This window comes from Schaalia odontolytica, assembly GCF_024584435.1.
Lineage (GTDB): Bacteria > Actinomycetota > Actinomycetes > Actinomycetales > Actinomycetaceae > Pauljensenia.
In genome coordinates this window covers 1543347-1566002 of the sequence record NZ_CP102197.1, presented here as the reverse complement: position 1 = coordinate 1566002, position 22656 = coordinate 1543347, and the positions used below count along the sequence as shown (strand labels likewise).

Sequence of the window (22656 nt, the reverse complement as noted above, 5' to 3'; positions counted from 1 at the left end):
CGCGCGTGAGCGAACAAGAGTGGTTCTCGAAGGACTTCTACAAGGTCCTGGGAGTCGACAAGAAGGCGGACAAGAAGGCCATCACGAAGGCCTACCGTAAGCTGGCGCGGCAGTGGCACCCGGATCAGAACCCGGGCGATACGGCGGCCGAAACCAGGTTCAAGGAGATTGGCGAGGCATACGCGGTCCTGTCCAACGACGAGGAACGCAAGCGCTACGACGCGATTCGCGCCATGGCAGGCGGAGGTGCGCGCTTCTCCGCAGGATCCGGTGGAGCGGGCGGCTTCGAAGACCTCTTCGGGGGCTTTAGCGGCGCCGGAGGCAGTTTCGGCGGCGGTGGCCACAACGTGCGCTTCCAGGCCTCCGGCATGCCCGGCGGCGGGGCCGGCTTCGAGGATATCCTCTCCGGTCTCTTTGGAGGCGCGGCGGGTGGCAGCTCCCGATTCGGGGGTGAGTCCTACGGGTCTCCCTTCAGCGCCCGGGCCTCGCACGGCGCACCTACGCCCGAAAAGGGCGGGACGGTGCGCGCCAAGCTGTCCATCTCCTTGCGCCAGGCTCTGAATGGGGCGACCCTGACCATCAAGGTTGGAGGCTCTCCGATCAAGGTCCGCATCCCTGCCGGCATCAAGGATGGCCAGAAGGTTCGCGTCAAGGGTCACGGGAAGCCCGGCCTGCACGGCGGCCCCACCGGCGACCTTGAGGTTACCGTGACGGTGAAGCCGCACCCCGTGTACTCGCGCGAGGGCAATGACCTCGTGGTGACGCTGCCTGTCACCGTGTCCGAGGCGATCCTCGGCACCGTCATCGACGTGCCCATGATTGACGGCGGCACGGCCGCGGTAAAGGTGCCCGAGGGTTCTTCGTCGGGCACCGAGATTCGGGTGCGTGGCAAGGGGGTCTCAACCTCCAAGGTGAGCGGTGACCTGGTCGCTCGCGTGGCCATCCAGGTCCCCGAGAAACCGAACCGTGAGCTGAAGAGACTTGCGAAGGAGATGGCGCAGGCCGAGGGAGACCTCGACGTGCGTGCGTCCCTGGCGAAGACGGCGCAGGAGTAAGCCATGGCAGTGAAGGGGCGAGGCGAGGCGATCACCTTCGCCATCTCCGTTGCGGCGGAGCTGTCCGGTATGCACCCTCAGACCTTGCGGCAGTACGACCGTCTCGGCCTGGTGATTCCGGCGCGCACGAAGGGGAAGGGGCGGCGCTACACGAAGCGAGACGTGCAGAGGCTGCGCGATGTGCAACGCATGAGTCAGGAAGAGGGGATCAACCTGGCGGGAATCCGGCGCATCCTCGACCTCGAGCGCCGCGTCGAGGAGCTCGAGGCGGAGTGCGACGGCCTGCGTGCCACGGTCGCCGCCTCCGAGGCTCGCCGTAACCGTGTCTTCGCCGCCTCCCCCGACGGTCAGGTCATGCCGATGAGGAGAGGCCAGCGAGCCTGGGAGGGGCGGGAGTCCTCCGTCGCCTCGGGCGGATCTCTCACGGTGTGGAACCCGATGCGCGCGCTCACCGCGCTCACATCTGTCGACGGGCAGGCGTCCTCCGTCGTCGGCAGGCAGCGGAGGCGTGGCGGCGTGCGAGCGGTCATCGAGGGGACGATCGTCCCTGGCCGCTAGCGATTGGTGACGCAATAGAACTGCGGGACCCATCCAACGGATGGGTCCCGCAGCGTAATTCGATCGAGGATCCGGGGGCACACAGGACCCACGATCGAAGCCTGGAACAGGCGACAGGCTTTCGCCTGCTGATGATAGTTTTACCAGGTCACAGCCGGTTTTGATAGTCGATTGTCGACCCGGGAGACGGTTCGCACATATGTGCAATCGAGTTGGGGGAAGCGTGCGTCAAGGGTCGGCTCTCTCCTCGGGTGATCTCGCGGCTGCGGGCGCGTCGAAGAATCGGCGAGTTTCGTTGAAATCTTGCCGATTGTGACCCGCGAGTGAGCGGCGTGCATGCGGGCGATGGCGAAGGATCGACCAAAGGGATATGTCGAGACGATCACAGTGGCATGGCGTGGGTAACTCCGATATGGGGTGCGTAACTATATTCGCAGGTCAGCGAGCATGCGGCGTGTCGCGGTGCGGGAGGCACCGGCCTTCCCGCCCCGGCCTGGCGAGGGGTGAGAGCGGGCGCCCTGAGCCTGGCGACGCGGCGTCGGTGGCGCATGAGTTAACGTGGGTGCATGACGAAATCATCGCATCACCTGTCGGTGCGCTCGCGGCTAGCCCGGGCGGCCGGAACAGCCGCACGATGTGCGTCCCGAGCGCTTGGGCGAGGCTCCGGCGGAATGATCGGGGGCGAGGTTGCCCTGCGTATCTCCCCGAGATTCCTCGCGGAACTCGCCGCCCCGTACTCCTGCGTCGTCGTGACGGGAACCAATGGAAAGTCGACGACAACACGGATGGTGCGAGCCGCCCTGGAAAGAGGCGGGCCGGTTGCCTCCAATACCAACGGTGACAACATGACGTCGGGCGTCATCACCGCGCTCATGAGAGGCGAAGGGGCAACGCGTGCCGCCCTTGAGGTCGATGAGATGCACGTTCCGGCCGTTGCGGCGGACGTGCATCCCGACGTTTTCGTCTACCTCAACCTCTCGCGTGACCAGCTCGACCGAGTCGGTGAGATCGGCACGGTCGAACGCCGCTTGCGCGAAGGGGCATCCGCCCACCCCAGTGCCACGGTCGTTGCCAACTGCGACGACCCCCTGATCGTGTCTGCGGCCGCGGACAATCCGAACGTCGTGTGGGTCGCCGCCGGCGCCGGGTGGGGAGGCGACAGTGCGGCGTATCCCCGAGGGGGGCGCGTCGCGCGCAGCGAGGACGGGTGGCACCTGATCCCGGCCTTCGAGGGGGAGGAACTGCCCGACCTGAAGCGCCGTCCCCAGCCCCAGTGGTGGCTCGAGGATGTCGAGCTCGCCCCCGAGGGCCCGCGCGCGACGCTGCGCGGACCTCGCGGCGCGAGCGTCCCCCTCGCCCTGAAGCTCCCCGGACGCGCGAACCTCGGTAACGCCGCGCAGGCCGTCGCCGCCGCCGTCGCCATGGGCATTGACCCTGCGACCGCCGCCGAGGCCATCAACGGTGTCACGGAGGTTGCCGGACGCTACTCCGTCCACGACATCAACGGACGCAACGCCCGTCTCATGCTGGCCAAGAACCCCGCCGGATGGCAGGAAGCCATGACGATGATCGATCCGCGTGTCGACCAGGTCGTCATCGGCGTCAACGGACAGGTCCCCGACGGGCAGGATCTCTCCTGGCTCTGGGACGTTGACTTCTCCGGTGTCAAGCAGGTCGGCCGCCGCGTCCTCGCCTGCGGCGAACGGGGCGCAGACCTCGCCGTGCGCCTCGAATACGCGGGCGTTCACTGCGACCTCGTGCCCCTGCCCATGGACGCCCTGGCAGCGTGCGATCCCGGTCGCGTCGAGATGCTCCTCAACTACACGGCCATGCGCGACTTCAAGGTCCTGCTCGATCGAAAGGAGGGCACGCGATGAGCGCCTCCACGCTGCGCATCGGCGTTTTGATGCCCGAGGTCCTGGGCACCTACGGGGACAGCGGCAACGCGCTGATCCTGGCGGAGCGAGCCCGCAGGCGCGGCATTGACGCTGAGATCGTCCACGTTGGACTGAATGAGGAGATTCCAGACAGCCTCGATATCTACACGCTCGGCGGCGGCGAGGACACCGCTCAGGCGCTCGCGCAGACAAGTTCCGCGGCACCTCGGGGCTTGCCCGCGCTCTTGACGCGGGTCGTCCGCTGCTCGCCATCTGCGCCTCCCTGCAGGTTCTCGGCCACTGGTACGAGGACGCGAGGGGCACACGCGTCGCAGGCATGGGAGTCCTCGACATCACCACGCGCCCCCAGGGACATCGCGCGATTGGTGAACTGGTCTGCGCGCCTATCCTTGAATGCCTCACGCAAACCCTCACCGGCTTCGAAAACCACGGAGGCGGCACCGTCCTTGGCCCCGACGCGGCTCCGCTCGGCCGAGTTATCTCGGGCGTGGGCAACGGCGTACCCCGGGGAGAAGAAGCACCGGAGGTGTGCTACGACGGCGCCGTTCAAGGATCCGTCATAGCGACCTACATGCATGGCCCTGTCCTCGCCCGCAACCCCGAGCTCGCGGACCTGCTGCTGCAGCGCGCAACCGGCACGACGCTGGCTCCGCTCGAGGTGCCGGGGGTCGCTGAGCTGCGTGCGCAGCGCCTGGCGGGCGTGAGGATGCCCTAACGCGTCACGTCCATCAGTCAGAAAGACACCCACATGTCCAACCCCTCCTACGGCCCCTCGGGCGATCAGCACGCGGCGTTCCCGCTCAATGGTCAGGCTGCGCGCAGCGACCCCCGGGGCTACGGTGCTCCTTCGCCGGTGAGCGTGCCGTCGATGCCCGGCCGCGGCCCCGCCGTCGCCACGCTCATCCTCGGTGCGGTTCTGATGATCGTCATCGCGCCGATCACTTTCTTCGCCGCGATGCTCTATGGGATTGCCAGCACCCCCGGAAGATCGGTCCAGGGCGGTACCACCGACAACGGCAGCGTCGTCACGGTGACCGCGGACGGACACTTCACGGTGAAGGCTGTCGCCGGTAAGGACCCCGAGTGTTCGCTCATCGATTCGAGCGGCACGAGGTACCGGTTGGACCCGTATGGGGATAACGGCAAGTCGTACGTTGCGTCGGGCGTCCCGGCAGGTCAGTACAAGCTTCAATGCGTTGCTGCCACCGTCGGCACAAAGGTCATCGCGTACAACACGGCACCGGAAGCCGTCACGCAGATTTTCGTCATGCCATTTCTGTGGGGCACCATCGTGGGGGTCGCAGGCGTGATCGCCGTGATCGTCGGCATCGTGCTTCTGGTCAGGGTAAACGGCAAGCGCCGCCGCATCATGGGCGCAGCGATGACGGGCGCCGTGCGCTGACGAACCCGTGAGGGCGCGACCCCCAGGATTGTGGGGTCGTGCCCTTTTCTGCCCCGCCGTTTCCCCTCCCTCGGAGAGGAAACGGCGTACGATCAAGAGAGATCTGATCCGATTGTCGCGACGTACTGTTCGCTGCGGCTGCCCCGTTGTTATGCTTAAGCATCATCCCCTTCAGGAAGGCACAAACATGTCGAATCCCTCCTACGGTGTCCCCGGCGAGCAGGGAACCCCCTGGCCGCAATACGGGCAAAATGGGCCCGGTGCTCCCCAGGGATACCCCGGTGGCGTTCCTGGACCCGGCTACCCCGGTCCTGCCGTCATGCCGACGGGGAAGCTCCCGAGTCGGGCGCCCGGAGGCATCTTGATCGGTCTCGGTGTCCTCATGATGGTCGTCGTGGCCCCCATCGTCTTCGTCGTCCTCCTATCCACGGGCTTTCGTACGCTCGGCGAGGCCGCCGCACAAGCCGCAACCATCGACAACGGCGATAGCGTCACGGTCTCGAGCAGTGGCAGCTACACGGTGATGGTCAGTCCCGGGACCGCTGATTCGTGTGCCCTGATCGACTCGGGTCAGCAGAGTCACCAGATGAGTCCCTTCGATAACGAGAAGAACGTCTATTCCATTGACGGGCTCGCTGCCGGTGACTACGTCGTGCGTTGCGACGGGCTTGACTCGGGTGCAAAACTGATGGGCCTCAACATGAGCGGCGCCGACGTGATGGCGTCAACGGGTTCCGCGATGATCTGGTCGACTGTCATCGGCGTTTCGGGAATCGTCGTGTTGATCGTCGGGATCGTCCTCGTTGTCAGAGCGAATGGTAAGCGTCGAGCGATCCAACAGCAAGCCATGATGTCCGCCATCGGTTGAGCCGGTGGTCACGGGGCGAGGCTCGGGAGATTCTCCGGCCTCGCCCCTTCTCATAGGTAGCGAGAAGCGTCGAAAGAGGATACTCATGCCCGCCCTTTCCTTCACGGGAGATCGCCAGCTGCGTTTTCCTGCCCCCGATGTCGCGCGCGGCTTCATGCTGGCTCTCATCGCCCTGGCGAATGTGCCGTGGTGGCTGAAGTACTTCCCGGACTACCCGGCGAATCGTTCGGAGCTGCTTCAGGTCATGAACGCGGCCGACCAGTGGTGGTTCATCGTGCGTTCCCTTTTCGTCGACCGCCGAGCCTATCCCCTCTTCTCGATCCTCTTCGGCTTCGGCATGGCGATCATGGCGATGCGCACCATGGAGCGCGAGCGGCGCGCCGCTCGCGAGGCCGTGTCGAGCGAGGTCAGCGCCGGTTGGGCGCCCGTTCAGCACCAGATTTTCGATGAGGAGGTGGAGCGGCGGGCGCGCCGCGCCGCCTCTCGTCTCATCCGCCGCCGTGGCTGGTGGATGCTGGCTTTCGGTGCCCTGCACGGAATGGTCTTTGCGGGTGACATCATCGGCGCCTACGGTCTGGTCGCGGTCATTTTCGCCGAGGTTGTGGTCTCCGGACGCGCATGGCTGCTGAGCCTGATCGGCGCGTTGTTCACGGCGGTATTCGTGTTGTCGATGTGGGGAATAGCGATTGCAGCGGGTAGTGGCTCGATGACGCTCGGTTCTCACCCGCGGGGAGCTCTACACCCCCTCTTTCCGCTGATATCCCTGGGTGAGTGGATCATCGTCACCCCCATGACGCTCCTGATGTCCCTCGTGGTCCCGTCGGTCATGATCGGCGTCGGCGTCGCGCGCCTTGGGCTTTTGCAGGACCCTCCGGGGCATCGCGCAATCCTCGGGGCGATCGCTGCCGGCGGCCTGACGGTCGGAGCCGCCGGAGGCATTCCCTTCGCCTTGGGGCAGCTGGGGTGGGCCTTCGCAGACTCCTTGACGTGGGCGAACCCCCTCTATCACCTCTCGGGTCTCGTGGGCGCGTGCGGGTGGCTTGCTCTTCTCGCTCTCATCGGTGGCGGCCCGCGTGAAAGCCTTGGCACCGTGTGTACCTTCCTGAGCGCGATCGGGCGGCGTTCGATGACCGCCTACCTCTCGCAGACGCTGGTCTTCATCCTCGCGTTCGGTGGGCTCGGTGTGCTCGGCGTCCGTTTCGTCGGCAGCGCCGTGGGCGCGTTGATTGCGCTCGGCGTGTGGGTCCTGATCGGTATCGGGTGCATCCTCGCCGAGGTCAGGGGGTCCTCGCGTGGGCCAGCGGAGCGTGCGCTGCGCTCACTCGTTGCTCGCAGCGCGCGGCCGCTGCCGATGCCGGCGCTTCCCGTCGCAGCCGCGCAGGATGAGGCGAGTGCAAGCGCATCCGGCGCGTCGTGGGGAGGCGTCGACGGCACGGATCCGACCTAATAGCGGAAGAGGTAGGCCTGCGCAACAGATGGGATAAAATGTGACCCATTAGACAATACCTGTTTCTGTTGCTGGGGCTACCCGGATGAGCTGGGACGATGGCTTCCGTGGTTGCGCTGCGGAGGTGGCAACTCGGAATGCGACTCGTTGAGAACGTTGGTTTTTCGCCGATTCTGCGCTACTGTGAAGGTGTTAACAATCGTGTTGATGGTGATCGTGGCGAGCGCTGGAGGTGGCCGATGGGCGTGTGCATGCAGCTGAACAGTGGGGGCTGCCTACGCGGGTGTGCCTCGATGATAAGGGTGCCGATGTGCGCCGGGGACGATCAGCGCGAGTAGGGGAATGATCATGGGCTGGCTATGGCGGGCGGATGCTGACGGTGGAGCCGACGGCGAGGAGACGCCTCGCCGCCCGATCCCGCCGGACGACGCCGCCGCCAATGTGGAACAATGGGGCAGTGGCAACGCAGAAACGGTGGAAGGAATCGCCACGGGTAGCGCAGAGTTCGAAGTGAACCGCTTTGACATGGTTCGTCCCATCACGCAGGAGCGGCTGGGCCTCCTTTTCGATACCGAGGGCTGGGCGTGGCGCATCGATGGCGATGGTGACCTGTGCGGCTTGTGGGAGGGACACCTGTTTTGCTTCCGCTTCCTCGGCAACTCGAGCGAGGTCCTGTCGATTGTCGCCTTTATGAAGCAGCTGGTGCCCGCAGAGTACGGCGAGGACCTGCGTGACTTCCTGCAGGCCTGGCATGGGGAGTTTCTCTGGCCGAAGTCCTACGTCGCGGACCAGGTCGAGGGGGGTCGCGTCGTCGCCGAGGTCAATGGTGATTACGAGTATGGGGCGACGGATGCCCAGCTCGTCCAGCAGGTGATGTGCGCCCTTGCCACCACCCTGCAGCTCTTTCGGGCGCTCGCTGAGCGCTACGGCCTCGACGACGAGGGGGCCGGGCCGTCGGGTGGTCATCAGCGCGGCTTCGGCGGACCCACCTGGCTTCCTGGAAACTGAGAGCCGGATCTATCCCCCAAGGTGACGTTGAGTGGAATAGACTCAACTTTGCTGTCGTTCTGTGTACCAGAAGGCGTCGAGGGCCATCGACGCAACACGGCAACACATTGGAGGATTGATCTCATGGCACGTGAGATGACATCGAAGGCGCAGGAGGCCATTGCCTCTGCGCTGCAGGCCGCTTCCGCGGCCGGGAACCCGCAGGTCGAGCCCGTCCACCTGCTGGAAGCCCTGATCGAACAGCAGGGAGGCATAGCGCTTGCCCTGCTGAAGGCGGTGGGAGCCGATTCTCGCGCGATCGGTGCGCAGACCAGACGCGCGCTCGTCGCACTCCCCTCAACCCAGGGTGCGTCCGCGGGGAGCGCCCAGCCCTCGCGTTCCCTGCTCGCAGTCGTTCAGGACGCGGGCGAGCGCGCAGACAAGGGTGCGGACCAGTATGTGTCGACAGAGCACTTGCTCATCGCGCTGGCTGCCTCCGACACCGAGGCGGGGCGCATCCTCACCCAGGGGGGTGCGACCGATGAGGCCCTGGCGCAGGCCCTCGCGCAGCTACGCCCCGACCCGATCACCTCGCCCGACCCCGAGGGATCCTTCGAGGCCCTGTCGAAGTACGGTCGCGATCTCACCGAGGTTGCGCGCGAAGGCAAGCTCGATCCCGTCATCGGGCGCGACAACGAGATCCGGCGCGTCATTCAGGTCCTGTCGAGACGCACGAAGAATAACCCGGTTCTCATCGGTGAACCGGGCGTTGGTAAGACCGCCGTCGTTGAAGGGCTCGCCCAGCGCATCGTCGCCGGTGACGTCCCCGAGTCCCTGCGGGACAAGCGCCTCGTCTCCCTTGACGTGTCCTCGATGGTCGCAGGCGCCAAGTATCGCGGAGAGTTCGAGGAACGCCTCAAGGCCGTCCTCGCTGAGATCACTCGCTCCGACGGACAGATCATCACCTTCATCGACGAGCTTCACACCGTCGTCGGAGCCGGTGGCGGATCCGAAGGCGCGATGGATGCGGGCAACATGCTCAAGCCGATGCTGGCGCGCGGGGAACTGCGCATGGTCGGTGCGACGACTCTCGACGAGTACCGGGAGAACATCGAGAAGGATCCCGCCCTCGAACGACGCTTCCAGCAGGTCTTCGTCGGCGAACCCTCGGTAGAGGACACCGTCGCGATCCTGCGTGGAATCGCGCCAAAGTACGAGGCTCACCACAAGGTGACCATCTCGGATGGTGCCCTGGTGGCCGCGGCCACCCTGTCGGATCGCTACATCTCGGGTCGTCAGCTTCCCGACAAGGCGATCGACTTGATCGACGAGGCCGCCTCCCGTCTGCGGATGGAGCTGGACTCCTCCCCGGTCGAGATCGACGAGCTGCGCCGCAGCGTGGATCGCCTGCGGATGGAAGAGTCCTACCTTGCCGAGTCCGATCCCGACGGGCGCGACGAGGCCACGGCGGAACGGCTGACGAAGCTGCGCGCGGACCTGGCCGACCGCGAGGAGAACCTGCGTGCGCTCACCGCCCGCTGGGAAGCCGAGAAGGCCGGGCACAACCGCGTCGGCGACCTGCGCGTCCAGCTCGACTCGCTGCGCACGCAGCTGGAGCTGGCGGTGCGCGAGGGGCGCTGGGAGGAAGCCGGTCGTCTCCAGAACGGCGAGATCCCAGACGTCGAACGTCAGATCGCGCAGGAGGAAGCACGAGCCGACGCGCAGGACAGTGTCGGCGAAGCCGAGCCGATGATCGCGGAGAAGGTTGGCCCCGCGGAGATCGCCGAGGTCATCGAAGCGTGGACCGGCATTCCGACGGGCAAGCTCCTGCAGACCGAAACGGAGAAGCTCCTGCACATGGAGGATGAACTCGCCAAACGCCTCATCGGACAGAAGGAGGCCGTGCGGGCCGTCTCGGACGCGGTTCGCCGCTCGCGCGCGGGCCTCGCCGACCCGAATCGACCGACGGGTTCCTTCCTCTTCCTAGGGCCGACGGGCGTGGGAAAGACCGAGCTTGCCAAGTCGCTGGCCGAGTTCCTCTTTGATGACGAGCGTGCCATTGTCCGCATTGACATGTCCGAGTACTCGGAGAAGCATTCGGTTGCGCGCCTCGTTGGCGCCCCTCCGGGGTACGTCGGATACGAGCAGGGGGGTCAGCTGACCGAGGCCGTGCGGCGGCGCCCGTATTCGGTCGTTCTCCTGGACGAGGTTGAGAAGGCGGATCCCGAGATCTTCGACGTTCTCCTGCAGGTTCTTGACGACGGCCGCCTCACCGACGGTCAGGGCCGGACGGTGGACTTCCGTCACACCATCTTGATCCTCACGTCAAACCTCGGGTCGCAGTTCCTGGCCGATCCCGACCTGACGCCGGAAGGGAAGCGAGACGCCGTCATGTCCGTCGTGCACGCGAGCTTCCGACCGGAGTTTCTTAACCGGTTGGATGAGACTGTCGTCTTCGATCCGCTCACCCGCGAAAATCTGGGCGAGATCGTCGATTTGCTGGTTGAGTCGCTGCAGCGCCGCCTGGTGGACCGCCGTATTGGCTTGACAGTGACCGAGCCTGCGCGCGGCTGGCTGGCTCGCACAGGCTACGATCCGGCGTTCGGGGCACGCCCGCTGCGCCGCCTAATTCAGCGTGAGATTGGCGATCGATTGGCAGTGTTTGTGCTGGCGGGAGACGTCAATGATGGTCAGAATGTGACTGTTGACATCAACGAATCCTTCGACGGGCTTGTTATGAATGTTGATAAACCCTGAGATAGCGCGCTACACTGACAACCAGTTTGTATTTCGGACGCTTGGTATTTGGCGTTCGCAACAGCAGGAGATGATATGACAACCCAGAGGAAGGCCCGTGGCGCCTACTCCGTCGGACAGGCGACGCGCGAATCCATCCTCTCGGCAGCGATGGTCCTCATCGCAGAGCGAGGCTACAACGGCTTTTCTCTGCGCGACCTCGGTCGTCGAGTCGGTATTTCACACCCCGCTGTCGTCTATCACTTTCCTTCCAAGGAAGCGATCCTGCGCAGCGCGATCCAGCGTCACGAGGACATGAACGCCCTCTTCGACGTGACGATTAACGACGAGGTGGAAGGCGGCTTCGACGAGGGTGGCATCACCGCTGGCTCGTTTGTCGACTGGGCGGTCGGCGAAATGCGCTTCGCCATGAAGCCCGGTGCCGACGCTGCCATCGCGTTGGACTGTGTCCTGTGGGCGGAGGCGTCCTCGGAGGCGCACCCCGCGCACGCCCACTACAAGTACCGGACGCAGCAGATGGAGGAAGCCCTCGCGGTCATGATCCACAACTTCGTGGAGGAGGAGGGGGCCGACATCGGCACCACCCCTCGCACCCTCGCGAAGATTCTGATCCGCTACTGGTACGGCTCCGTCGTCTCCGCGCGCTACAACGACGAGCCGATCGACGCGCGGGAGTTCGTCGCCGACTTCCTGGCCGTGTGCGTCCAGCTCCTGCACCTGCCCGCGCACTACGTGCTGCAGCTGGGGGCCTCGGTTCCCGAGGAGGTTGCAGAGGTGTACGCGCGCACGCTGCGCAAGATCAGCGAGAAGACCACCGCCGCCGCCGAAGCAGCGGCCCCGGAGGCCACCGCGTGATCGGTCCTCTCCCGTCATTTGACGTCGCCCTCGTCCTGCGTGTCGGGGGCGACGTCCTCTATTCGCACGGCGACCTCGATCGGGTCTTCCCGCTGGCGTCCGTGACCAAGCCCATCGTCGCGTGGTCGGTGCTCGTAGCCGTTGACCGGGGGCTGACCACCTTGGATGCTCCCGCCGGCCCGCCCGGATCGACGGTGCGCCACCTGCTCTCACACGCCTCGGGCCTGCCCTTCGAAGGGCGCCGGCCCGCGGCCGCCCCGGGTAAGCGGCGGATCTACTCCAACGAGGGTTTCGACGTGCTCGGAAAACTCCTGGAGGACGTGACCGGAATGGAGATCGACCGCTGGGTGAAGCAGGTCATCTTCGATCCCCTGGGCATGGCATCGGCGCAGATTCCGGGCAGCCCGGCGCACGCAGGCGTCGCCAGCGCCGCCGACCTGAGCCTCTTTGGTGCCGAGCTGGCACGACCAACCCTCGTGAGCGAGCCCCTCGCAGCGCTCGCTGCCATGTCTCAGTTCCCGGCTCTTGCGGGAGTCGTGCCGGGGTATGGAAGGTTCACTCCGTGCCCGTGGGGGCTCGGAGTGGAGATTCGGGGCGAGAAGGCTCCGCACTGGAGCGCGCCGGATGCCAGCGCTCGCACTATCGGACACTTCGGACAGGCAGGGTCCTTCGTCTGGGCCGACCGCGACCTGACCGCGAGCGCCTGCTTCGTCGGCGAGGAGCCTTTCGGCCAGTGGCATCGCGAGAACTGGTCATCTCTCAACGCCTCGCTCCTCGAGACGGTTCGAAGCTGCTCCTCGGTGGGCGTTGCCGGGGGAGAAGGGTGACGGGTCGGCCTAGGCGACGTCGACGATGACCGGCACGTGGTCCGAGGCCCCCTTTCCTTTGCGCTCGTCGCGGTCAATGTGAGCGCCTGTCACGCGCGCCGCCAGCGGCGCCGAGCAGTAGGCGAAGTCGATGCGCATTCCCTGATTCTTCGGGAAGCGCAACTTCTGATAGTCCCAGTAGGTGTAGTTGGTGACGCGGTCTCGGGTGACCTCGACCCAACCGTCGCGTTCAAAGGCCGCGAAGGCGTCGCGCTCGGCGGGTGAGACGTGTGTGGATCCCTCGAAGACCGACATGTCCCACACATCCTCGTCGTGGGGAGCCACGTTCCAGTCTCCGACGAGTGCGATCAGGGCCTGCGAGTCGCTGAGCCACGTGCGCCCCTGCTCGGCGAGCGTCGCGAGCCAGTCGAGCTTATACGCGTAGTGAGGGTTGTCAAGCTCACGGCCGTTGGGTACGTAGAGGCTCCAGATCGTGAGCGAGGAAGGCGAGCCCTCGCGGGCCTCAAGCACCCCGGTCACGTCGACGGTGACGCCCAGCGCGCGCGCCTCTACCGTGGCGGGCTCTCCGAAGCTGGGCTGGTGAGGAAAGTGATCGCGGACGTCCGTGATGGCGAGGCGGGAGGCGACGGCGACCCCGTTCCACTGGTTGAGGCCGTGGACGGCCACCTGGTAGCCGGCCTCCTCAAAGGGGGCGGTGGGGAACTGGTCGGGCCTGCATTTGATCTCCTGCATGGCGAGGACGTCCGTGTCTGAGCGCTCGAGGAAGGCGATGACGCGATCGATGCGTGTGCGGATGGAGTTGACGTTCCAGGTCGCGAATCTCATGAGGCGAGCCTATCGGCGCTCGACGGGGGAGTCCGGGCGAAACGCGCGAGGTGCGTGAGTTGTGCAAGCGCTTATTCAGAGTGATAATGATTCTCACCAACAATATAGCTAGAAGAGGCACCCGAATGTCATACCTGCGACGCGTGAGCACCGCAGCGCTCGCCCTGTTCCTGGCACTGGCTCCCAGTGCGGCGTGGGCCGGACCCGACCAGGACAAGGACTGGATCGTCACCGGACAGCACGTCGACGCGCCCATCCCCATCTGGCACGACGACACCTCGAGCTTCTCGCTCAACACCATCAACCTCCCGATGGAGAAGACAGTCCTGTGGCTACCCAAGGCATGGACCGGAACGGGGGAGAAGGACGAGGCGAAGTCGCAGCTCGTCGTCCCCGCCGGTCGCCCGGACCTGTCCTTCCTCGGAGCGGAGGGAAGCGTCCTCAACGCCGCGCCGCAGAATCCCGGACCTGGAAACACGCCCATCTGGGCGGGTCTGGGAGCTGGTGAGATCGGCGACACCGACAAGTTTGAAGGCGACACCTACACCCTTGACCTCGTGAGTGTTGATGGCCCGGGACGCATGGAGATGTTCATCGACAACGGCGACAGCGTCAATCGTTTCCTCTCGAGCCACGATACCGCCTATCGCAGCGTGTACAACCCGCGCCATACGCATCTCTACACCACGTTTACGCAGCCGGGCCGCTACGTTGCGACCTACAAGATGACGGCGCGCAGCGCCGACGGCAAGGCGATCTACTCCTCGCCCCTCACCCCGCTCGTCTGGCAGGTTGGAGGCGCCAACCCCTCCGAGGGCACCATCAAGGACATCACGAGCGCATACAACGCCGCACGCCCCGAGCGTGGGGACGGCCAGGGAGCCGTTCCCACGCTGACGCTCGCCCCTCACGCGCAGCGAGAGCATCCGGGCGACAACCATCTCACCGACATCACCATCGACACGGGCGTGGCCACCGACGCCGGTCGCGCGTGGATCACCGTCAACGGCTACTTCCTCACAGAGGTGCCGGTCGAGGCGGGCCGTGCCACTGTCTCCGAACTGCTCGGGGCCGATGCCGCCTCGGTCCAGGCGATCTACATTCCCCAGGATTCCTCCTCGGCCCGATGGATCTCCCAGGCCGCCCAGTACTCTCAAAGGGATAAGGAACCGGTCTCGGTGGGAACGGGCGAGCAACTCCTCGGCCCCTCCAACCCCGATCCCGCTCCCGTGTGGAATCCCGACAGCCTGCCGCTGTCGTCGCGCCGCGTTGATGTCTCCTACGATCTCAAACCGGGCACGACCGACCAATACACCGCGACCGTGCGAGCTGCCGACCCGAGCCTGCGCGCGACCTATAAGATCGAGTTCCTCGAGTCCAAGTATGACTTCAGCCCCTGGTGCTCCATGGAGGGGACGCTGGGTGCGGGAGGCATGGACACGAAGGCTCAGGACCTGGGGGTGTGCCAGGGCGAGCCCATGCACATGCGCGTCACGATCCGTCCCCACCCGCTGTCAGACGCCGTCATGACAGTTGCCGAGGCCAGCGACGTCACGGTCGGCGAGCACGTGGGTCTGACCGCCACGCTTCACGTGCGTGCCGGCGCTTCTGTCCCGGAGGAACCAGCCCCAGACCCGGCGCCCACACCCGACCCGGCGCCCACACCCGACCCGGCGCCCAGTCCCGATAATGGTGGAGGAACCAGCCCGGCGCCTGCCTCGCCCCTCCTCAATGATCCGGTCGAGATCGCGCGAGGCCACCTGGATGTGCGCCTGACCCAGCAGAACGCCGCCGCCGGCATTACCTACGGGCTGGCGGTCAAGGACGACTCGCTGACCGCCGCACGCACCTCGGTGCTGCGCACCCTGTCTTCGACGACCCTGGCCGTGGCACCCAACGCGCGCTTCGTGCGGCCCTCGTCACTGTCGGATCCCAGTTACGACGTTCTCGGTCCGGTTGGTAGCGCGACCTACGTGCTCCCCGAAACCCAGAACAGCGACATCGTCTGGCCGGGCCTGTCCACGGAGGGGATCGACTACGCGGCCCTCCCCGACGGCGCTGACCTCACCCTGCATCTGGCCGAGGCCCCCGAGGGGGCGCGTGCCGCTTTCTTCCAGGGAGGGGCCTTCGGGAGCGCGGCCAAGGTGCACTTTGACTCGACCAAGGCAGACGGCGTCGTTCACACGACCGAGGCCACCCACATGCACGGCAACTGGGTGTTCAGCGCGCCGGGGACCTACCGCATCGAGGTCGGGGCACGCAGCGGGGAGCGTACGCTCGTCGCCCCCCAGTCGTTCACGGTTGTCGTGCGTGCCGGTCACCACGCAGACCGCCCGGCGCCCGGCGGGAATGACCAACCCGTGCCGACGCCCTCTCCCGGCCCCGCTCCGACCCCGGACCCTGGCCCCACGCCGAGCCCGGCCCCCTCTCCGGACCCCACGCCGAGCCCGGACCCCACGCCGAGCCCGGACCCCACGCCCACTCCCGCACCGACCCCGGACCCCGCTCCGACCCCGGACCCTGGCCCCACGCCGAGTCCGGACCCCGCGCCCGCGCCGAGGCCTTTCCCGGCCCCCGCCCCCAATGGCGGCCCCCTCGCGCCTCGGAGCAACGGAGGCAACGGAGGCAACGCAAGTGCGGGAGGAACACAGGCGACGGGTGGCGCGAACCCCACGTCGAGCACGACCGGTGCGGGAGTGAGTCCCGCGCGTACCGGCGTTGGCTCGGGCGCGCCGACCTCAACGGGGTCCTCTAGCTCCAGCCCGGTCACCGCCCCCAAGGCGGCTCCTTCCGCAACGCCCCGGGCCAACGGCTCCACATCCGGCGCCCAGAGCGGCGCGTTGAGCACAGACGGCGCCCAGAGCGGCGCGGCACAGGCACCCGTCGATGGCACTCAGGACGCGGCCAACGCCGTCCCCATCGCTGCGGGAAACGAGGCGGGCCGCTCGCGGGGCTGGAGCCCCTACTGGCTCGTCCTCCTCGTCGTCCCGGCCGCGCTCGCGGGTGGCGGTGCTGGATACCTCATCCGCACCCGTTGACGACGAGGCCGGGGCGCGGATGCGAGAGAAGATCCCCGCCCCGGCCTCGTGATACCCCGACGCTGCGAGCTACACTGCCCCCATGGGAACAGCACTCGTCACCGGAGCCACGTCCGGAATAGGTGAAGAATTCTGCTGGCAGCTCGCAGCCGCCGGACACGATCTCGTCCTCGTCGCGCGCCACGAAGAAGCGTTGAGCGCGCTCGCGTCAGCGCTCGCGAACGTCGCCGGGGTGCGAGCGGAGACCATCGCCGCCGACCTGTCCACCGCCGAGGGGTGCCGGAGGGTTGCCTCACGCCTTGACGTGGGAGGCCCCGCCGACGTCGAGAAGGCGGATCTTGCGCCCGTTGACCTTCTCGTCAACAACGCCGGGTTCGGATTGGGGACAGACTTCCTGGACAACACCCTGGAGGCCGAACTCGCGGGCGTGGACGTGATGGTTCGTGCCGTCATGATCCTCGCTCACCACGCAGGCATCTCGATGCGCTCGCGCGGGCGAGGCGCGATCCTGAACGTCGGCTCCGTCGCCTCGCGCACGGGAGCCGGAACCTACTCCGCTCACAAGGCGTGGGTGGTGGCCTTCACGGAAGGCCTGGCCGCTGAGCTGCGGGGGTCCGGCATCACCGCGACCGTCGTGTGCCCCGGCCCCGTCAACACCCCCTTCTTCGAGCGGGCAGGCGTCGACATGGAGGCAACTCCGGCGTGGCTCATGGCCTCTCCCGAGGAGGTCGTCACCTGTGCGCTCAACGCCGTGCGCGCGGGACGTATCCAGGTGACCCCCACGCTCGCCTACAAGGCCGCGATGGGGGCCATGAAGATTGCTCCCCGATGGGTGACCGCGCGCGCCATGAGAGCCATCCCGCACATGTGACGCCTCTGAGCGAGACGGGGTGGGGTCGGGTTCGCGCACGAGCCCGACCCCACCCCCGAGGCCATCGTCTAGGCCAGGCCGATGTCGCTCAGCCCCAGAGCGGACAGGTACGGCAAGCCCTCGGCCTCGATCCGCTCCTTCGCCCCGGTTGCGCGGTCGACGATGACGGCCACCGCGACGACGTTGGCACCCGCCTCACGTAGCGCGAAAGCCGCCTCAAGCGGGGAGCCGCCCGTCGTTGAGGTGTCCTCAAGGACGACGACGTTCTTGCCCTCCACGTCCGGCCCCTCGATGCGGCGCTTCATCCCGTGATCCTTCGCTGCCTTGCGCACGACGAAGGCATCCAGGTCCAGGCCGCGCGAGGCGGCGGCGTGCAACATCGCGGTGGCGACCGGATCCGCGCCCATCGTCAGGCCGCCGACTCCCACGTACTCCTCGCCAACCGCGAAGCCGGACTCCTCCAGGAGGTCCAGCATGACGTGGCCGATGAGGGGAGCCGCCTCGTGGTGCAGCGTCGAACGACGCATATCCACGTAGAAGTCGGACTCCCGGCCCGAGGCAAGGGTCACCTTCTCGTGAATGACGGACAGCTCCTGGACCAGGGCCGCCAGACGAGCCTTCTGAGAATCGTTGGTCATGGGTGTTCTTTCTCGTGTCGTTGCGTGTCAGTGGGTCGCCTCAACCAGCTCAATGAGCTGGCCGATGCCCTCGTGGATACCGAAGGGACGGAACGGATAGTTGCGAACGTCCTCGCGCGTCGTCGAGCCCGACAGGACCAGGTGGGTGCGCAGTCCCGCCTCCACGCCGGCGCGCACGTCCGTGTCCATGCGGTCGCCGACCATGGCGGCGCTCTCAGAGTGGGCGCCGATCTTGTTCAGGCCCGCGCGGATCATGACGGGGTTCGGCTTGCCGACAAAGTAGGGTTTCTGGCCGGTCGCGGCCGTAATCATCGCCGCGATGGCGCCGCAGGCCGGCAGGGTTCCCTCGTCGGAGGGGCCAGACACGTCCGGATTCGTTGCGATGAACTTCGCCCCGCCCTCGATGAAGCGGATTGCCTGCGTCAGGGCACGGAAGTCGTAGGAACGGACCTCGCCGAGCACCACGTACTCCGGATCGGTCTCGGTCATCACGTATCCGGCCGTGTGAATTGCCGTGGTCAGGCCGGCCTCGCCAATCACGTAGGCGGTGGAACCGGGAGACTGCTGCTGCAGGAAAGCTGCCGTGGCGTTGGCCGACGTCCAGATGTTCTCCTCGGGAATCTCCAAGCCGGAGTTGGCCAGGCGCGCCGAAAGGTCGCGGTTGGTAAAAACGGAGTTGTTGGTGAGAACCAGAAAGGGCATGCCGTTGTCGCGCAGCGCCGCCAGGAACTCATTCGCGCCGGGCAGCGCGCGATTCTCCTTGACCAACACGCCGTCCATATCGGAGAGCCAGGCGGTCACGGGAGGGAGATCGATCAACGCTTTCGGGGCAGTTGTCAGTGCGCTCATGCCCCCATTCTACGGTCCCGCTAGGGTGGGATCCGTGAACGAGTTCGAAAACGCGTGTGACATCGCGCCGGATGGCGCCCAAGCCCGGCGGGCGCCCGAGGCCCAGGGACGCGCCGCGGTCGGGGTCGGCCCCTGGCCCGGAGGCCCTCACGCCTGGCCAGTCGACCACCGCTACGACCCGGAGCTGCTGGAACACGGGGACCGACGCAACGTCGAGGATAGGTACAGGTACTGGACGATGGAGGCGATCCGCGCGGACGTCGCCGCCCGCTGCCTCCCCTTCGAGGTCGCCGTCGAGAACCTCGACCACGACTTCAACATCGGGTCGATCGTGCGCACGGCGAACGCGCTTGGCGCGCGCCGCGTGCACGTTGTCGGACGCAGGCGGTGGAACCGCCGCGGCGCCATGGTGACCGACCGCTACCTTCCGGTCGATCACCCCCGCGACGCAGCCGAACTCGCCCTCCACTGCGCGCGGCACGGGCTGGCCATCGTGGGCGTGGATAACGTCCGGGACTCGATCGCGCTGGAGGAGACGATCCTGCCCGCCAAGGCATGCCTCGTGTTCGGCTCCGAGGCACTCGGGCTGAGCGAGGAGATGCTGGCAGCCTGCGACGTCGTCGTTGCCGTCACGCAGCGCGGATCGACGCGTTCGATGAACGTCGGGCACGCCGCAGCAATCGTCATGTGGGCCCACGCCACGCGCCTCACCGCCGCAGGCGAGTAATCGGCGCCAGATACGTGAGCCGCTCCCTCGTCGCGCGAAGCGGCGATGAGGTGCGAGCACGGGACTTCCATCCCCTTCCGCCTCCTGCAAATTGTGAGACAATACGACACGACACAACTGTCACTCGATTAGGAGGCTCCAAGTGCCTATCGCAACTCCCGAGGTCTATGCAGAGATGCTCAATCGCGCCAGGGACGGCAAGTTCGCCTACCCCGCGATCAACGTGACCTCTTCCCAGACCATCACCGCCGCCCTCCAGGGCTTCGCCGAGGCCGAGTCCGACGGCATCATCCAGATCTCCGTGGGCGGCTCCGAGTACGGCTCCGGCTCCACCATCAAGAACCGCGTCACGGGCTCGCTGGCCCTCGCCGCCTACGCCTACGAGGTTGCCAAGAACTACGGCATCACCGTGGCTCTGCACACCGACCACTGCGCCAAGCAGAACATCGACTCCTGGGTCCGCCCCCTCCTCGAGATCGAGGCCGGTCAGGTCGCCGAAGGCAAGCTGCCCACCTTCCAGTCCCACATGTGGGATGGTTCCGCGATTCCGCTCGACGAAAACCTCGAGATCGCGAAGGAACTGCTCGCCATGTCCGTCAAGGCCAACACCATCCTCGAGATTGAGGTCGGCGCGGTCGGCGGCGAGGAAGACGGCGTCGTTGGCGAGATCAACGAGAAGCTCTACACCTCCACCGCGGACGGCATCAAGACGGTCGAGGCCCTGGGCCTGGGCGAGAAGGGCCGCTACATCACGGCCCTGACCTTCGGCAACGTGCACGGCGCCTACAAGCCCGGCCACGTGAAGCTGCGTCCCGAGCTGCTCGGCACCATCCAGAAGGAGGTCGCTGAGCACTTCGGCCTCGACCACCGTCCCTTCGACCTGGTCATGCACGGCGGCTCCGGTTCCACCGCCGATGAAATCGCCACCGCTGTCGCCAACGGCGTCATCAAGATGAACGTCGACACCGACACGCAGTACGCGTTCACCCGCCCGGTCGTCGACCACATGATGCGCAACTACGACGGCGTCCTCAAGATCGACGGCGAGGTCGGCGTGAAGAAGCAGTACGACCCGCGCACGTGGGGCAAGTCGGCCGAGGCCGGCATGGCCGCCCGCGTCGTCGAGGCCTGCGAGCGCCTGGGCGCCACCGGCACCCAGATGCGCTGAACACGTCGCCGATAGCCGCCTCGCGGCCTCAGGCGCCTGGCCGCCCGACCCCCCGCCGGGGTCGGGCGGCCTTACTGTGTGCTCACGCACAGCACAAGACGCGACTCGTCCAGCACCGCTTCGCCTCCCGAGGCCCGGCATTTGCGCCCTGCCGCACGACGCTAGTCCTTCGCGCCGATGCATCCCCGGCCTCGTCCCGTCAACGCACTGGGGCGGGATCCCGAAGGACCCCGCCCCAAGCCAGCAACAGGATATTCGTGCCGTCCTACTTCTGCGGTGGTGTGGGCACCGCGGCGTCGCGAACCCCCTCCTCCACGGCGTCGGCGATCGTGGGGGACACCAGCTTCGCGCCCACGAGCGCCGAGAAGAGCTGCTGCAGGTTCAGACCCAGGGAGTCACCCAATCCCGCGTTGATCTGGCTGATCGACTTCGTGATGTCGCCGACCATCTGGGCGTTGTTGCCCTCCCCGTACATCGTGATGGAATCAACCTTCGAGAGCGGCTCGGCGACCGCACGGGCAACCTCGGGCAGCGCGCGGAAGTACATCTCCAGCACGGCCGCCTGGTTCATCTTCGTCATAGCCTCGGCCTTCTTCTCCAGGCCCTCGGCCTCGGCCGTCAGCTTCGCGCCGATGGCGCTTGCCTCCGCGCGGCCGCGTGCCTCAATGCCCTGAGCTTCGGCGAGCATCGCCTGCTTGTCGGCGTCCGCCTTCTTTGTGCGCTCGAAGGCCTCCGCCTCGGCCTGACGCTGGCGGGCGTACAGGGCGGCGTCGGCCTTCTTCTCGGCAGCGTAGCGGTCGGCGTCGGCCTTCGCGTTCACCTCAGCCTGCAGCGCCTGCTTGGTGACGACGACCTCCTTCTCCTTGATGACCGCCTGCTGCTCCTGCTTGACGATGTCGGCCTGGGCCGTCTCGCGCTCGATGTCGCGGCGCTGGATCTGGGACTGAATCTCGTAGGCGGCATCCGCCTTTGCCTTCTCGGTGTCGGCCTCGACCTTCAGGGCGGCCTGACGCTTCGCAAGGTCCGTTTGCTTCTGAGCGATTTCGAGCTGGGACGCGACCTGGGCGTCGTTTGCTTCCTTCTGCGCGACTGCGGTCGCCTGGGCGACCTCCTTCTGCGCGTTCGCCTTGGCAATCGCGGCCGTCTTACGGATCTGCTCCGTGTTGTCGATACCCAGGTTGTCGATGACGCCATTTTGGTCAGTGACGTTCTGGATGTTGAATGCGACGATCTCCAGGCCCATCTCCTCCAGGTCCTGCTTCGCATTCTCTTGGACGCGCTCGGAGAATGCGGCGCGGTCGGTGATGATGTCCGTCAGCTTCATCTGACCGATGATCGCGCGCAGGTGCCCCTCGAGGGTATCGCGCACCTCCTCGGAGATCTCTGCCGTCGTCTTGTAGAGGAAGTTGCGGGTCGCGGCGCGAAACAGGGTCGGATCGTCGGTTGCGATACGCACCTTCACGGCGGCATCCACGCGCACGTTGATGTAGTCGTTTGTGGGAACAAAGTCGGTGGTCTGTGCGTCAACGGAGATCATCGAAGCCGTCATGGAATCCACGCGCTCCAGGAGCGGGACCTTCCAACCGGTCTTGCCGTGCAGGACCCGCTGGCCGCGGGGCCCCGAGATGACCTTGATCTCGCCCGGAGAAGCCGACACGAAGCTCGCCCACAGGAAGAGAATAATGAGGATGAGCGCGGCAAAGATGCCCGCGATGATGGGGATAAGAGACATGATTCGTGCTTTCGCTCGACGATGCGGCGCACTCGATGATGGCACCGCGCAACAGGTCAGGATAGCAGCGTGCGCTCCGTCACTCAACACTGTCTCGGCGTTCGCCCTCGCGCGGGCCGGGCGACCGGTGCGGCGCCTCGACAAAGGGGCTTGA

The 22656-nt window shown here is 66.4% G+C and carries 18 protein-coding genes and 1 pseudogene; 15 read left to right on the top strand and 4 right to left on the bottom strand.

Features of this window, described 5'->3' with window-relative positions:
* The first annotated feature begins 5 nt into the window (after nt 1-5).
* From NQK35_RS06955 to NQK35_RS06905, 11 genes and pseudogenes are all read left to right on the top strand, one after another.
* On the top strand, nt 6-1055 hold the full coding sequence (locus NQK35_RS06955) for a J domain-containing protein (RefSeq protein WP_257113676.1): 1050 nt from the start codon (nt 6-8) through the stop codon (nt 1053-1055).
* Nucleotides 1056-1058: 3 nt separating this feature from the next.
* Nucleotides 1059-1613, top strand: coding sequence for a heat shock protein transcriptional repressor HspR (locus tag NQK35_RS06950; RefSeq protein WP_009213106.1), 555 nt, complete (start codon nt 1059-1061; stop codon nt 1611-1613).
* Nucleotides 1614-2179: 566 nt separating this feature from the next.
* Nucleotides 2180-3490 (top strand): Mur ligase family protein, encoded by a 1311-nt coding sequence (locus tag NQK35_RS06945; RefSeq protein WP_257113675.1) that lies wholly within the window; start codon nt 2180-2182, stop codon nt 3488-3490.
* Nucleotides 3487-4226 (top strand): annotated as a pseudogene (locus NQK35_RS06940) (type 1 glutamine amidotransferase). The gene NQK35_RS06945 and the pseudogene NQK35_RS06940 overlap by 4 nt, the downstream one beginning before the upstream one ends.
* Nucleotides 4227-4259: 33 nt before the next feature.
* The gene (locus NQK35_RS06935; protein WP_257113674.1) at nt 4260-4913 is read left to right on the top strand and encodes a hypothetical protein; all 654 of its coding nucleotides are present in this window, start codon (nt 4260-4262) and stop codon (nt 4911-4913) included.
* 187 nt (nt 4914-5100) lie between these two features.
* Nucleotides 5101-5781, top strand: a complete 681-nt coding sequence (locus NQK35_RS06930) for a hypothetical protein (RefSeq protein WP_009213111.1) — start codon at nt 5101-5103, stop codon at nt 5779-5781.
* 85 nt (nt 5782-5866) lie between these two features.
* On the top strand, nt 5867-7228 hold the full coding sequence (locus tag NQK35_RS06925) for a DUF418 domain-containing protein (protein ID WP_257113672.1): 1362 nt from the start codon (nt 5867-5869) through the stop codon (nt 7226-7228).
* 348 nt (nt 7229-7576) lie between these two features.
* Nucleotides 7577-8236 (top strand): YbjN domain-containing protein, encoded by a 660-nt coding sequence (locus tag NQK35_RS06920; RefSeq protein ID WP_048740589.1) that lies wholly within the window; start codon nt 7577-7579, stop codon nt 8234-8236.
* A gap of 123 nt (nt 8237-8359) precedes the next feature.
* Nucleotides 8360-10972, top strand: a complete 2613-nt coding sequence (gene clpB / locus NQK35_RS06915) for an ATP-dependent chaperone ClpB (RefSeq protein WP_257113665.1) — start codon at nt 8360-8362, stop codon at nt 10970-10972.
* A 75-nt stretch (nt 10973-11047) separates the two neighbouring features.
* Nucleotides 11048-11827: a TetR/AcrR family transcriptional regulator gene (locus NQK35_RS06910; protein ID WP_009213116.1), complete on the top strand. Its 780-nt coding sequence runs from the start codon at nt 11048-11050 to the stop codon at nt 11825-11827.
* The gene (locus tag NQK35_RS06905; RefSeq protein ID WP_257113663.1) at nt 11824-12654 is read left to right on the top strand and encodes a serine hydrolase domain-containing protein; all 831 of its coding nucleotides are present in this window, start codon (nt 11824-11826) and stop codon (nt 12652-12654) included. Before NQK35_RS06910 ends, NQK35_RS06905 begins: the two co-directional genes overlap by 4 nt.
* A gap of 9 nt (nt 12655-12663) precedes the next feature.
* On the opposite strand, the gene NQK35_RS06900 is transcribed toward NQK35_RS06905, so the two are convergent.
* Nucleotides 12664-13479 (bottom strand): exodeoxyribonuclease III, encoded by an 816-nt coding sequence (locus tag NQK35_RS06900; RefSeq protein ID WP_257113662.1) that lies wholly within the window; start codon nt 13477-13479, stop codon nt 12664-12666.
* 143 nt (nt 13480-13622) lie between these two features.
* On the opposite strand from NQK35_RS06900, the gene NQK35_RS06895 reads away from it, so the two are divergent.
* Entirely contained in the window at nt 13623-16517 is a 2895-nt protein-coding gene (locus NQK35_RS06895) for a choice-of-anchor M domain-containing protein (protein ID WP_306456005.1), read from the top strand.
* A gap of 82 nt (nt 16518-16599) precedes the next feature.
* Nucleotides 16600-17388 carry an SDR family NAD(P)-dependent oxidoreductase gene (locus tag NQK35_RS06890; protein ID WP_009213120.1) on the top strand — a complete coding sequence of 263 codons (789 nt, stop codon included), beginning with the start codon at nt 16600-16602 and terminating at the stop codon, nt 17386-17388.
* A 68-nt stretch (nt 17389-17456) separates the two neighbouring features.
* Here NQK35_RS06890 and pyrE read toward each other — a convergent pair whose 3' ends face one another.
* Both pyrE and NQK35_RS06880 read right to left on the bottom strand, forming a co-directional pair.
* The gene (gene pyrE, locus NQK35_RS06885) at nt 17457-18026 is read right to left on the bottom strand and encodes an orotate phosphoribosyltransferase (protein ID WP_009213121.1); all 570 of its coding nucleotides are present in this window, start codon (nt 18024-18026) and stop codon (nt 17457-17459) included.
* A gap of 27 nt (nt 18027-18053) precedes the next feature.
* Nucleotides 18054-18875, bottom strand: a complete 822-nt coding sequence (locus NQK35_RS06880; RefSeq protein ID WP_257113660.1) for an HAD-IIA family hydrolase — start codon at nt 18873-18875, stop codon at nt 18054-18056.
* Here NQK35_RS06880 and NQK35_RS06875 point away from each other — a divergent pair.
* Together NQK35_RS06875 and fbaA are read left to right on the top strand one after the other, a co-directional pair.
* On the top strand, nt 18874-19602 hold the full coding sequence (locus NQK35_RS06875) for a TrmH family RNA methyltransferase (protein ID WP_009213123.1): 729 nt from the start codon (nt 18874-18876) through the stop codon (nt 19600-19602). The genes NQK35_RS06880 and NQK35_RS06875 overlap by 2 nt on opposite strands.
* A gap of 142 nt (nt 19603-19744) precedes the next feature.
* Nucleotides 19745-20770, top strand: a complete 1026-nt coding sequence (fbaA, locus tag NQK35_RS06870) for a class II fructose-bisphosphate aldolase (RefSeq protein ID WP_257113658.1) — start codon at nt 19745-19747, stop codon at nt 20768-20770.
* A gap of 265 nt (nt 20771-21035) precedes the next feature.
* Here fbaA and NQK35_RS06865 read toward each other — a convergent pair whose 3' ends face one another.
* The gene (locus tag NQK35_RS06865) at nt 21036-22502 is read right to left on the bottom strand and encodes a flotillin family protein (protein ID WP_009213126.1); all 1467 of its coding nucleotides are present in this window, start codon (nt 22500-22502) and stop codon (nt 21036-21038) included.
* Nucleotides 22503-22656 lie beyond the last annotated feature (154 nt).